This is a genomic window from Roseicyclus sp. (genome assembly GCF_052168335.1).
In the GTDB taxonomy this organism is placed as follows: Bacteria; Pseudomonadota; Alphaproteobacteria; order Rhodobacterales; family Rhodobacteraceae; genus Roseibacterium.
On the sequence record NZ_JBQLZP010000106.1, the window covers coordinates 18,204 to 28,790 of the forward strand.

The 10,587-nt window shown below is 70.5% G+C and carries 14 protein-coding genes; 3 read left to right on the plus strand and 11 right to left on the minus strand.

The window, feature by feature from the left end; translation table 11 throughout:
• Positions 1-24: 24 nt before the first annotated feature.
• Genes ACTS11_RS03395 through ACTS11_RS03415 form a run of 5 tightly spaced genes read right to left on the minus strand, consistent with a single transcriptional unit; the run spans position 25 to position 3,908 of the window.
• The gene (locus tag ACTS11_RS03395; protein ID WP_442638935.1) at positions 25-672 is read right to left on the minus strand and encodes an N-acetylmuramoyl-L-alanine amidase; all 648 of its coding nucleotides are present in this window, start codon (positions 670-672) and stop codon (positions 25-27) included.
• Positions 669-1,346 (minus strand): hypothetical protein, encoded by a 678-nt coding sequence (locus tag ACTS11_RS03400; protein WP_442638936.1) that lies wholly within the window; start codon positions 1,344-1,346, stop codon positions 669-671. Before ACTS11_RS03400 ends, ACTS11_RS03395 begins: the two co-directional genes overlap by 4 nt.
• 35 nt (positions 1,347-1,381) lie before the next feature.
• Positions 1,382-2,866 carry an Asp-tRNA(Asn)/Glu-tRNA(Gln) amidotransferase subunit GatA gene (gatA, locus tag ACTS11_RS03405; protein ID WP_442638937.1) on the minus strand — a complete coding sequence of 495 codons (1,485 nt, stop codon included), beginning with the start codon at positions 2,864-2,866 and terminating at the stop codon, positions 1,382-1,384.
• 41 nt (positions 2,867-2,907) lie between these two features.
• Positions 2,908-3,195 (minus strand): Asp-tRNA(Asn)/Glu-tRNA(Gln) amidotransferase subunit GatC, encoded by a 288-nt coding sequence (gene gatC, locus ACTS11_RS03410; RefSeq protein WP_442638938.1) that lies wholly within the window; start codon positions 3,193-3,195, stop codon positions 2,908-2,910.
• Positions 3,196-3,227: 32 nt separating this feature from the next.
• Complete coding sequence (locus ACTS11_RS03415; protein ID WP_442638939.1) at positions 3,228-3,908, minus strand: ceramidase domain-containing protein; 681 nt, start codon at positions 3,906-3,908, stop codon at positions 3,228-3,230.
• Between the two features lie 69 nt (positions 3,909-3,977).
• On the opposite strand from ACTS11_RS03415, the gene ACTS11_RS03420 reads away from it, so the two are divergent.
• Together ACTS11_RS03420 and ACTS11_RS03425 are read left to right on the plus strand one after the other, a co-directional pair.
• Positions 3,978-4,235 carry a hypothetical protein gene (locus ACTS11_RS03420; protein WP_442638940.1) on the plus strand — a complete coding sequence of 86 codons (258 nt, stop codon included), beginning with the start codon at positions 3,978-3,980 and terminating at the stop codon, positions 4,233-4,235.
• An 84-nt stretch (positions 4,236-4,319) separates the two neighbouring features.
• On the plus strand, positions 4,320-5,015 hold the full coding sequence (locus ACTS11_RS03425; RefSeq protein WP_442638941.1) for a metal-dependent hydrolase: 696 nt from the start codon (positions 4,320-4,322) through the stop codon (positions 5,013-5,015).
• A 13-nt stretch (positions 5,016-5,028) separates the two neighbouring features.
• On the opposite strand, the gene ACTS11_RS03430 is transcribed toward ACTS11_RS03425, so the two are convergent.
• The 5 genes from ACTS11_RS03430 to ACTS11_RS03450 all read right to left on the minus strand — a co-directional run bounded on the left by ACTS11_RS03430 (position 5,029) and on the right by ACTS11_RS03450 (position 8,522).
• A complete protein-coding gene (locus tag ACTS11_RS03430; protein WP_442638942.1) occupies positions 5,029-5,535 on the minus strand; it encodes a GNAT family N-acetyltransferase in 507 nt (168 codons plus the stop codon).
• Between the two features lie 82 nt (positions 5,536-5,617).
• On the minus strand, positions 5,618-5,785 hold the full coding sequence (gene rpmG / locus ACTS11_RS03435; protein WP_008885060.1) for a 50S ribosomal protein L33: 168 nt from the start codon (positions 5,783-5,785) through the stop codon (positions 5,618-5,620).
• Positions 5,786-5,899: 114 nt separating this feature from the next.
• Entirely contained in the window at positions 5,900-7,198 is a 1,299-nt protein-coding gene (chrA, locus tag ACTS11_RS03440) for a chromate efflux transporter (protein ID WP_442638943.1), read from the minus strand.
• 145 nt (positions 7,199-7,343) lie between these two features.
• The gene (locus ACTS11_RS03445; RefSeq protein WP_442638944.1) at positions 7,344-8,135 is read right to left on the minus strand and encodes a Bax inhibitor-1/YccA family protein; all 792 of its coding nucleotides are present in this window, start codon (positions 8,133-8,135) and stop codon (positions 7,344-7,346) included.
• Between the two features lie 162 nt (positions 8,136-8,297).
• A complete protein-coding gene (locus ACTS11_RS03450; protein ID WP_442638945.1) occupies positions 8,298-8,522 on the minus strand; it encodes a DUF1127 domain-containing protein in 225 nt (74 codons plus the stop codon).
• A gap of 120 nt (positions 8,523-8,642) precedes the next feature.
• On the opposite strand from ACTS11_RS03450, the gene ACTS11_RS03455 reads away from it, so the two are divergent.
• Complete coding sequence (locus ACTS11_RS03455; protein ID WP_442638946.1) at positions 8,643-9,497, plus strand: LysR family transcriptional regulator; 855 nt, start codon at positions 8,643-8,645, stop codon at positions 9,495-9,497.
• A 23-nt stretch (positions 9,498-9,520) separates the two neighbouring features.
• On the opposite strand, the gene ACTS11_RS03460 is transcribed toward ACTS11_RS03455, so the two are convergent.
• On the minus strand, positions 9,521-10,486 hold the full coding sequence (locus tag ACTS11_RS03460; protein WP_442638947.1) for an NADPH:quinone oxidoreductase family protein: 966 nt from the start codon (positions 10,484-10,486) through the stop codon (positions 9,521-9,523).
• Positions 10,487-10,587 lie beyond the last annotated feature (101 nt).

Genomic DNA, 10,587 nt, shown 5'->3' on the forward strand with positions numbered 1-10,587 from the left:
AGGTATGCGTTCGGACGGTCGGCGTCAATCGGGGCGTGGAAGGCCCGCCGCGAGCGCGCAGTCGGCCGCGTCGAGGGCCCCCCGCGCCCCCGGGCGGAAGCGCAGGCGGAAGGCCGCGAGGAGGAGGTCGTCCGCCACCTCCGGGTAGCCGAAGGCGCAGGCATCCGCGCGGAAGCGCGCGGGGTCCGGCGGTCGGCGCGGCACGGGCTCGGGCCAGACGGCGAGGCCCTGGCGCGCCAGGCGCCGCCAGTCGAACCGGGGGCCGGGGTCGCGCTTGCGCGCGGGCGCCATGTCGGAATGGGCGATGACGCCCTCGGGCGGGATCGACCAGCGGCCGAGCACGCCCGCCAGCACCGCCTCGAGCGCGTCCATGAGAGGTGCCGCGAAAGGCGCGGCCCCGTCATTGTCGAGCTCGATCCCGATGGAGCGCGAGTTGACGTCGCCACGCCCCCGCCAGGTGCCTTCCCCGGCATGCCAGGCGCGGCGCTCCTCGTCGACGAGCGGCGTCGCCGTTCCGTCGCGCGCTATCAGCCAGTGCGCCGACACCTCGCGCAGGGGATCGCAGAGCGCGCGCTCGGCCGCGGCGGCGTCGGACATGGCGGTGTAGTGCAGGACGACGAGCTCGGGCCGCAACCCGTCGCGGCGCGGCCCGTGATTGGGCGAACGGCTCACCCGCCGGAGGAGAAGGAGGCCTGCGGGACGGCCCGCGGCATGGTCGCCTCGCGGGCTTCGGCGCGGTAGCGCTCGGGGTCCCAGTTGCAGGCGAAGCCGTCGCCGTCCGGATCGAGGCCCGCGCGGTCGCGTTCGGGGCCCTCGTTCTCGAGGAACCAGTCCTGCGCGAGGTCCGTGGTGCGGAAATCCTGGCAGCGCACCTCGGGCCGCCCGAGGCGGAGCGGGAAGCGCGACCAGACGCGCTGGCCGACCGGATGGCTGGTGGAGAGCGCGAAGGCCACGACGTTCGCGCCGAGAACGGCCATGCCCTCGGGCAGGGGCGGCGCGGTGAAATCGTCGCCACCCGGCGCCACGGGGGGCAGGCCGGTGGCACCCGTCTCCGCCTCGGCGATGGCCGCCGCGGCGAGATCGGCGATGCCCCGCGTGGGCGTGGGCGGGGCTGCCGCCGTCACCCCCGGCGCCGGGGCGAAGGGCTCGGCCGCGACATCCGCGGGCGGGCGGACCGTTGCGGGCGGCGCAGTCCGGAGCGCCGTCTGGCGCGCCTGGTAGGCCTGGTAGTCGCTGAAGCCGACGCCTTCGGACACGTCGTTGGGGGCGCGTCCCGTCCCGCAGGCGGCCAGCGCCAGCGCGGACATCGCGCAGAGAAGAAGGGGCGCACGGCCCTTCGTGGTCATCGCTCGGCCTCTCGGTTTCTGAGTTGGCGAGGCTTCTACCACCATTTCGCGGGTTTCGCCACAAACCCCGCGGCGCGTTCCAGCGCATAGGCGGCGTTCAGCAACTCGCCCTCCTCCCAGGGCCGCCCGATGAGCTGGAGGCCGAGGGGAAGGCCGCGCCCGTCGAGGCCGGTGGGCACCGCGACGCCCGGCAGCCCGGCGAGGTTCACGGTCACGGTGAAGACGTCGTTGAGATACATCTCGACGGGGTCGGTGTGCGCCTTGCCGAGCTCGAAGGCAGCCGAGGGCGTGGCGGGCGTCAGGATCGCGTCGACGCCCGCGGCGAAGACCTCGTCGAAGTCGCGCTTGATGAGCGCGCGGACCTTGCGGGCGCGGTTGTAGTAGGCGTCGTAGAAGCCGGCCGACAGCACGTAGGTGCCGATCATGATGCGGCGACGCACCTCGGGGCCGAAGCCCTCGGCGCGGGTCTTCTCGTACATCTCGGTGACGCCGTCGCCCTGGGCGAGCTTCGCGCGGTAGCCGAAGCGCACGCCGTCGTAGCGCGCGAGGTTCGAGGAGGCTTCGGCCGGCGCGATGACGTAGTAGGCCGGCAACGCGTATTTCGTGTGCGGAAGCGAGATGTCGCGCAGCTCGGCGCCCGCGTCGCGCAGCATCCCGGCGCCTTCGGTCCAGAGCGTCTCGATCTCGCCGGGCATCCCGTCCATGCGGTATTCCTTTGGGATGCCGATGACCTTGCCGCGGATGTCGCCGGTCAGCATCGCCTCGAAGTCCGGCACGGGAAGGTCGGCCGAGGTCGAATCCTTCGGGTCGTGGCCCATCATCGCCGCGCCCATGATCGCGGCGTCGCGCACCGTCTTGGTCATCGGGCCCGCCTGGTCGAGCGAGGAGGCGAAGGCCACGATGCCCCAGCGCGAGCAGCGCCCGTAGGTGGGTTTCAGCCCCACGATGCCGGTGAAAGCGGCGGGCTGGCGGATCGAGCCGCCGGTGTCGGTGCCGGTCGCGGCGAGGCAGAGGTCGGCCGCGACGGCCGCCGCCGAGCCGCCGGACGAGCCGCCGGGTGTCAGTGCGGCCTCGGAATTGCCCGCGCGCCAGGGGTTCACGGCATTGCCGTAGATGCTGGTCTCGTTCGACGAGCCCATGGCGAACTCGTCCATGTTGAGCTTGCCGAGCATCACCGCGCCCGCGTCGCGGAGCTGTGCCGAGACGGTCGATTCGTATTCGGGGCGGAAGCCCTCGAGGATCTTCGAGGCGGCCTGGCTCGGCACGCCCTCGGTGCAGAAGAGATCCTTGATCCCGATGGGGATGCCGCACATGGCGGGCGCGTCGCCCGCCTTCAGGCGCGCATCCGCGGCCTCGGCCCGCGCAAGCGCGATCTCGGGCGTGCCGTGGACGAAGGCGCCGAGCGCGCCCGCGCCCTCGATCTCCGCGAGACAGGCCTCGGTCAGCGCGACGGACGTCACCTCGCCCTTCCTGAGCGCGTCGCGCGCCTCGGCGATGGTCAGCTTCGTCAGGTCGGACATCTGCGTTCCTCTCGGACCAACTCGGGCGGGAGGTCCCGCGACTATTCCACCACCTTCGGCACCGCGAAGAAGCCCTCGCGCGCGTCGGGCGCGTTCGAGAGGACCTTCTTCTGCTGGTCGCCGTCGGTCACGACGTCCGCGCGCCGCTTGAGCCGCATGGGCGTGACGCTCGTCATCGGCTCGACGTTCTCGACGTCGAGCTCGCCCAGCTGCTCGATGAAGCCGAGGATCGCGTTGAACTCCTGCGCGAGCGCGGGGAGGTCCTTCTCCTCGACGCGGATGCGGGCGAGTTTGGCGACCTTCGCGGCGGTGGTCGTGTCGATGGACATGGGCGTCTCCGCTGTCTCGGCTCGGGCGCGGTTTAGCCCTGCCTCCCTTCCGCTGCAAGCGGCACGGGGGCCATTGCGCGGCGGTAGGTCTCGATCATCCAGAAGAGCATGACCGCGTTGAGGATGTGCCACAGGAAATGCGTGCCGAGGGGCAGCGTTCCGCAGACGGCCATGTCGGCCGAGCGGAAGGCGATGGAAAGCGACAGGATGCCCGCGCCCATGAGGAGCCCGCGCGCGAAGGCGGGGCGGCTCCGCCAGAGTGCAAGGCCGTAGAGCGCGATCAGAAGCGCGATGGGCCAGTAGGCGGCCGAGATCGCGAAGAACGGCAGCCGCGCGAACCCCGCCCCGGTCAGCGCGGCGTAGCCCATGAAGGCCAGCAGCCCGAGCGCCGCGGCCATGGCCGGCCAGCCGAGGACGTGGCGGTTGACCGCGTAGAGATAGACGAGGACGAAGGCCGCGATGGCGCCCACGTCGAGGAGCGCGGTCAGCGGATTGGCGAAGGTGTGGAAGAGGCCCGAGCCCACGCCGATCGCGCCGAGGATCACCGCGAGCGCCAGCCCGAGCGGCGGGGCGGGCCGGCCGAGCCGCGTCGCCGCCACAATGGCCGCCAGAATGAAGGCGAGATTCGTCAGGGCGTTCACGGGCTCCGCCCAGAGGCCGGGGCCCAGCCGCTCGCAATAGGCGTCGATCGGGTCGAAAATCGTCCTGTCCATGCCTTATTTGAGTCCCTTTTCGCCGCGAACGATACGTTAAGTGAGCATTAACGAATGAGAGGAAGCATCATGGAACGCACGATCAAGATCTGGCTCTCGATCATCTTCCCCGGCCTTCTCGGTTTTGTCGCCTCCTGCCTCGTGGTCATGCCGCAACTGACGATGCGCGGCCTCGGCGAGCCCTGGGACATGGTGCTGGGCGTGGTCTTCGCCGCGCTCTTCGCGGTCCTCTTCGCGCGGCTCCTCGCCCGTCATCTCGACGACGACATCGAGGAGCCCCGCGCCTCCACGTCGAAGACCTCGCCCTTCGCCGTCGCGGCGGAGTGACCGGACCCCGCGCATGGCCCTTTGCCATGCGCGCGCGCGTCGGGATATGCTCGCCCCCGTGACCGCACGGGGAGGGAGCGCGACATGAAATACACCTGGCTTGGCCACGCCGGCATCCGGCTCGAGATCGCGGGGGAGGTTCTGCTGATCGACCCCTGGATCGACGGCAACCCGATGTTTCCCGCCGACAGCCGCGAGGCGATGCTTGAGGGCGCGACGGCCATCCTCGTCACCCACGGGCATTTCGACCACGTCTCGGGCGTGCCCGCGCTCGCGCGCGAGCTCGGCGCGCCGGTCTACGGCATCGCCGACCTCATGGGCTGGTGGGGCGAGAGCGAGCAGGGCGTCGAGGTCGTGGGCTTCAACAAGGGCGGCACCGTCCGCATCGGCGAGGTCGCCGTGACCATGGTGAACGCCAGCCATTCCTCCTCGGTCTCCACCCCCGACGGCCCGGTCTATACCGGGGCCGAGGCGGGCTACATGATCGCGGGCGAGGGGCGGACGGTCTACGTCTCGGGCGACACGGACGTGATGGCGGACATGGGCGTCCTGCAGGACCTCCACGCGCCCGAGATCGGCATCCTCTGCGCGGGCGGGCATTTCACGATGGACATGCGCCGCGCCGCCTATGCCGCCTCGAAGCTCTTCCGCTTCCAGACGGTGATTCCGGTCCACTACCGGACCTTCCCCCTCCTCGAGCAGTCGGCCGAGGCGCTGAAGGCGGCGCTTCCGGGCGTGCGCGTCCTGGACCCCGATCCGGGCGAGACGGTCGAGCTTTGAGGGGCCGCGCGGCTCAGAGGCCGCGCGCCATCTCCACCGCCGGAAAGCCGATGCCGGGGCGCAGCATCACCTCGATCTCGGCCCGCTCCTCGAAGCCCATCGCGCGGTAGAACGGCACCGCCGTCCGCGTGGACTGCGCCATCATCCAGGTGATGCCCTGCGCGCGCGCCTCGCGGAAGCAGCGCTCGAGGATATGCGAGGCGAGTCCCTGCCGGAGCGCGCGCGGATGCGTGACGACGTGCCGGATGTGCCCGAGGTCGCGCGGGCCCACGCCCCCCTGCGGGCCGGAATGGCTCCAGCCGCCGGCGGCCAGCGCCTCGCCCTCGCCATCCTCGGCCACGTAGTAGGTGCCCGAGCGCAGCAGCGAGGGGTTCGCCCGGCTGATGAGCGGCAGCGCCGTCACCAGCACCGAGGGCGGGTAGTCGTGCTTGAGCAGCGCGGGATAGCTCTCGCGCAGGAGCGCGTCGACCCGGGGCAGGTCGGCGGAGGAGGTGGGCCGGATCGTGATCTGGGACAGCATCTTTGGCCTCTTCGGGGCAGGCGGAACGAAAAAGGCCGCGCAATCTCTTGCGCGGCCTCGCCAGTCGGGAAGTGGAAGGGGATTACTTGATCTTGCCTTCCTTGTATTCGACGTGCTTGCGCGCGACCGGGTCGTACTTTCGTACGGTCATCTTCTCGGTCATCGTGCGGGCGTTCTTCTTGGTCACGTAGAAATGGCCGGTCCCCGCGGACGAGTTCAGGCGGATCTTGATGGTGGTCGGCTTCGCCATGGTCGGGGCTCCTGCGATGTCGGGGCGTGCGGACGGTTCGCGCCGCGCGCTTCAATTCCTTGAGATTGCGCCTTCTACCCGACCGATGCCGCGAGTCAACCGCCAAAACGCGCCTCACAGGAGACCGGAGGCGTAGCTCCAGCCGAGACCGGCCAGCGCCATGATCGGCAGCACAACGAGCAGGTCGAGCCGACGCCAGAAGACGAGGAGTGCCGCGAGGATGGTGAGAAGGATGGCGCCCGCGTCCACGCTCGCGGCCGTCGGCACCCAGAGGCCGATCCCGCCCGAGCCCGTCCGCGTCACCTCGCCGAAGACGACGTGCAGCGCGAACCAGAGCGAGAGGTTGGCGATGACGCCCACCACCGCCGCCGTGATCGCGTCGAGCGCGCCCTGGAGACGCGGGCGGCTCGCGATCCACTCGACGTAGGGCGCGCCCGCGAAGATCCAGAGGAAGCAGGGCGCGAACGTGACCCAGAGCGTGACGAGCGCCGCCGCGAGGCCGAGCCAGACGCCGCCCGCCTGCGCCCCCGCGAGGAAGCCCACGAACTCCGTCACCAGGATCAGGGGCCCCGGCGTCGTCTCGGCGAGGCCGAGCGCGTCCATCATCTGCGCCGTGGTCAGCCAGCCGTGATCCTGCACGACCTCCTGCACCATCCAGGCGAGGACCGCGTAGGCGCCGCCGAAGGTGACGACCGCGAGCTTGGCGAAGAAGAGGCCGACCTCGGCCAGGATGCCGCCTGGCGCCACGAGCCAGAGCGCGGCGAGCGGCAGGAGCCAGATCGCGGCCCAGGTCGCCACGGTGCGGAGCGTGTCGGAATGGGCGACGCGCGGGGCGGGCGCGGGCTCGGCCGCGCCGCGTGCGCTCAGCGCGCCGATGAGGGCTGCGCCGAGCACGATGAGCGGGAAGGGGAGGTCGAGGACGAAGAGCCCGAGGAAGGCGCCCGCGGCCAGCGCCCAGGCCAGCGGCCGGGTCAGCGCCTTGCGGCTCACCCGCAGAAGCGCCTGCGCCACGATCACGATGACGGCGGCCTTGATCCCGAGGAACAGCGCCTCGGCCAGCGGCACGCCCCCGTACGCGGCGTAGAGCGCCGCGAGCCCGAGGATCACCAGCGCGCCGGGGATGACGAAGAGAAGCCCGCCGATCAGCCCGCCCCGCACGCCGCCCACGCGCCATCCGGCATAGGTGGCGAGTTGCATCGCCTCCGGCCCCGGCAGGAGCATGCAGAAGGACAGCGCCTGGAGGAACTGCCGCTCGGTCATCCAGGGGCGGAGCTCCACCAGTTCCCGGTGCATCAGCGCGATCTGCGCCGCGGGCCCGCCGAAGGACAGGAGCCCGATGCGCCCGAAGACGCGGACGAGCTCGGCCGTGTCGGGCCGGGCGGCGCTGGCCTCGGCTGGCGTGGTGTCGGTCATCGTCGCTCGGCTGCCCCGTTCTTGCGGCGCAAGATGGCGCGGGCCGCGCCGGGCGCCAGTGAAGTTTCCATGACAGCGCCTGCCCGGAATCGAAAAGGGCCGGAGCGATCCGCTCCGGCCCTTCCGTCGTTCGATCCCGCAGGTTCTATTCCTGCTGTCCCATGAACATGAGCAGGAACTGGAACATGTTCAGGAAGGAGATGTAGAGGCTCAGCGCGCCGTCGATGGCGGCCTTCTCCAGCCACTCCTGGTCGCCGTGCACGGCGTGGGCCACGTAGGTCGACTTGATCTCCTGCGTGTAGAAGGCGGTGAGGCCCGCGAAGATCAGAATGCCGATGGCCGAGATCGCGAACATCATCGCCGGCGACTGCAGGAAGATGTTGATGACCATGGCCACCAGAAGGCCGATCACGCCCATGATGAGGAACGTGCCCATCCCGCTCAGGTCGCGCTTCGTCGTGTAGCCCCAGAGGCTGAGGCCCGCGAAGGCGATGGCCGTCACGAGGAAGGTCTGCACGATCGAGAAGGACGTGAAGACGAGGAAGATCGAGCTCATCGACAGGCCCATCGCGGCCGCGAAGGCGAAGAAGCCGAAGCTCACCGCCGCCGCCGAGCCGCGGCTCATCAGCCGGCCCCAGCCGAAGAGGAGGAAGGCCAGCGGCGCGAACATGATGACCCAGCGCAGCGGCGACATGTAGATCGCCTGGCCGAGGCCCGTCAGGTACTGGCCCTCGCGCAGCATGGCGGTCGCGCCGGTCGGATCGCTCGTCACGGACAGGGTCGAGATCGCCCATGCCGCCGCGGCGGTGATGAGCATGCCACCGGACATGGTGGCGTAGACCTTGTTCATGTGGGCGCGCAGGCCCTCGTCGATCTGGGCCGTGACGGCGCCGGCCCCCATCTGAGACCGGGCCCGCATCGTCTGATAGTCAGCCATTGGTTCCCTCCAAAAGAACTGTTCGGTCATGGCACGCCGCGCCTCACGCGCGCGAGCCCGCCTTGTGAGCGCATATTGGCAGGGAAGCCGGTTTTTTCAAGGAAACCGCGCGGGAGGAGGCCCACCCGCGCGATAGTTTTTGGCTATTGGCGCGCTCCCCGATCAGAAGCGCCAGAATTGCGGGGCGTCCCAGACCGGACGGGCGAGTTCGCGCCGGATCTCGGCCTCGGTCAGACCCACGTCGCGGCGCAGGTGCTCGGGCAGTTCGGCCAGCGCGCGGCGCTGCCGCCAGATGGCGGCGGCCGCGACGATGCGGGCGGCGAGGGAGGAGAGGGTCAGGGTCGGTCGGCGGGCGGCGTGACCGTGCGAAGCGGCGGAATAGGCCATGGCGTTACCTTTCACATTCTTGAACGCAATGCGGCGGGAGATTTCGATGCTTGATATATGCACCCGCGCGCGTCATGTAGAAAGTGAATGGTTATGATCGCGTGAATCACGGATGATGATATGCCTCGAAATCTAGACATGACCGCCGTGCGCGCCTTCGTCGCCGTGGTGGACGCGGGCGGCGTGACGCGCGCCTCGGGCTTCCTGAACCTCACGCAGTCGGCCGTCTCGATGCAGCTCAAGCGTCTGGAGGAGATGCTGGGCGTCTCGCTCTTCGACCGCTCGGCGCGGAAGCTGTCGCTGACGGGGGCGGGCGAGCAGATGCTGGGTTACGCGCGGCGGATGCTCGACCTCAACGACGAGGTGCTCGGGCGGCTGACGGCGCCCGACTATACCGGGCAGATCGCGCTCGGCGTGCCGCACGACATCGTCTATCCCGGCATCCCGCAGGTTCTGCAACGTTTCAGCACGGCCTATCCGCGGATGCGGGTGCAGCTCGTCTCCTCCTACACCTCGCGGCTGAAGGAACTGTTCGAGAAGGGCGAACTCGACGTGATCCTGACGACCGAGGACGAGGTGGACCACGGCGGCGAGACCCTGATCGAGCGCGCGCTCGTCTGGGTCGGGGCCGAGAACGGGCAGGTCTGGAAGCAGCGGCCGCTGCGTCTCGCCTTCGAACACGCCTGTATCTTCCGGCGCGGCGTGCAGGACGCGCTCGACCGCAACGCGATCTCCTGGGAGATGGCGGTCGAGAGCGACTCGAGCCGCACCGTGGAGGCCTCGGTCTCGGCCGACCTCGCCGTACACGCCTGTATAGAAGGGACCGAGCCGCCGTATGTGGAGCGGATCGAGCACAACGGCGCGCTGCCGAACCTGCCGCGCATCCGCATCAACCTCTACCGCGCCGAGCTTGCGCGCGGGGAACCCGTGGACGCCCTGACGGACGGCATCCGCCAAGCCTTCCGCAGCATGTGAGCGTTTCCCATCGGGAGACAATCCTACGCGGGGACGGTAACTACCACCTTCCCGGCAACGCTCCGGTCACGGAGCATTGCCAGCCCCTCGTCGGCCCGCGCAAGCGGAAGCGACGCGCCGATGCGCGGGCGGATGCGGCCCGCTTGGTACATCTCCATCAGTTCCGCGAGGCTGCCGGTCAACGCCGCCGCGCCGAAACGCATGTAGCCGCCCCAGTAGAAGCCGATCACGTCCACGTTCTTGACGAGGAGGTGGTTCGCCGGGATCTGCGGCGTCTCCCCGCTCGCGAAGCCGATCACCAGGATGCGGCCCTCGGGGTTCGTGGCGCGGAACGCCTCGGTGAACATCCCGCCGCCGACCGCGTCATAGACCACGTCCGCCCCGCCGAGCGCCTTCACCTCGGCGCGGAGATCGGCCTTCCGCGCGTCGACGAGATGGCGCGCCCCGGCCTCGCGCGCGGCCGCGAGCTTGTCTGCGCCGCGCGCGACCGCGATCACCTCCGCCCCCATCGCCGCGCCCAGTTCCACCGCCGTCAGGCCGACGCCGCCGCCCGCCCCGAGCACGAGGAGCCGCTCGCCCGCCTTCAGCCGCGCCCGCCGCGTCAGCGCGAGGTGACTCGTCCCATGGGCGATCAGGAAGCCCGCCGCCTCCGCGAAGGGCATCGCGTCGGGCAGGGGGATGCAGCGCGCGGCCTCGACGGTGGCGAATTCCGCAAGCCCGCCATGTCCCGCGAAGACCGCGACGCGGGTTCCGAGGGCGGGCGTCTCCACGCCGTCTCCGTGCGCCTCGACCGTTCCGGCGATCTCCATGCCGAGGGTGAAGGGCGGGGGCGGCATGTCCTGGTATGTGCCCCGGATCATGAGAAGATCGGCGAAGTTGAGCCCGCAGGCGGCGACGCGGATCAGCACCTCGCCGGGCCTGGGTGCGGGCCGGTCCGTGTCGACCAGCCGCGGCGGCGCGCCCGCCGCCTCGATGCGCCATGCCTTCATGTCCCGGCCTCTCCGCTGTCGTGCCGGCCCCGAGGCTAGCCCCTGCGCCGTCCGCCGCCACCCTTGCCGCCCAGCCGCTCGACGGCGGCCTTCACGAGGTC

What these genes read in the sequence shown, in the direction of transcription:
- ACTS11_RS03400 (WP_442638936.1), bottom strand. Translation starts at nt 1,346, where the DNA reads ATGACCACGAAGGGCCGTGCGCCCCTTCTTCTCTGCGCGATGTCCGCG.
- gatA (WP_442638937.1), bottom strand. Translation starts at nt 2,866, where the DNA reads ATGTCCGACCTGACGAAGCTGACCATCGCCGAGGCGCGCGACGCGCTC.
- gatC (WP_442638938.1), bottom strand. Translation starts at nt 3,195, where the DNA reads ATGTCCATCGACACGACCACCGCCGCGAAGGTCGCCAAACTCGCCCGC.
- ACTS11_RS03415 (WP_442638939.1), bottom strand. Translation starts at nt 3,908, where the DNA reads ATGGACAGGACGATTTTCGACCCGATCGACGCCTATTGCGAGCGGCTG.
- ACTS11_RS03420 (WP_442638940.1), top strand. Translation starts at nt 3,978, where the DNA reads ATGGAACGCACGATCAAGATCTGGCTCTCGATCATCTTCCCCGGCCTT.
- ACTS11_RS03425 (WP_442638941.1), top strand. Translation starts at nt 4,320, where the DNA reads ATGAAATACACCTGGCTTGGCCACGCCGGCATCCGGCTCGAGATCGCG.
- ACTS11_RS03430 (WP_442638942.1), bottom strand. Translation starts at nt 5,535, where the DNA reads ATGCTGTCCCAGATCACGATCCGGCCCACCTCCTCCGCCGACCTGCCC.
- rpmG (WP_008885060.1), bottom strand. Translation starts at nt 5,785, where the DNA reads ATGGCGAAGCCGACCACCATCAAGATCCGCCTGAACTCGTCCGCGGGG.
- chrA (WP_442638943.1), bottom strand. Translation starts at nt 7,198, where the DNA reads ATGACCGACACCACGCCAGCCGAGGCCAGCGCCGCCCGGCCCGACACG.
- ACTS11_RS03445 (WP_442638944.1), bottom strand. Translation starts at nt 8,135, where the DNA reads ATGGCTGACTATCAGACGATGCGGGCCCGGTCTCAGATGGGGGCCGGC.
- ACTS11_RS03450 (WP_442638945.1), bottom strand. Translation starts at nt 8,522, where the DNA reads ATGGCCTATTCCGCCGCTTCGCACGGTCACGCCGCCCGCCGACCGACC.
- ACTS11_RS03455 (WP_442638946.1), top strand. Translation starts at nt 8,643, where the DNA reads ATGCCTCGAAATCTAGACATGACCGCCGTGCGCGCCTTCGTCGCCGTG.
- ACTS11_RS03460 (WP_442638947.1), bottom strand. Translation starts at nt 10,486, where the DNA reads ATGAAGGCATGGCGCATCGAGGCGGCGGGCGCGCCGCCGCGGCTGGTC.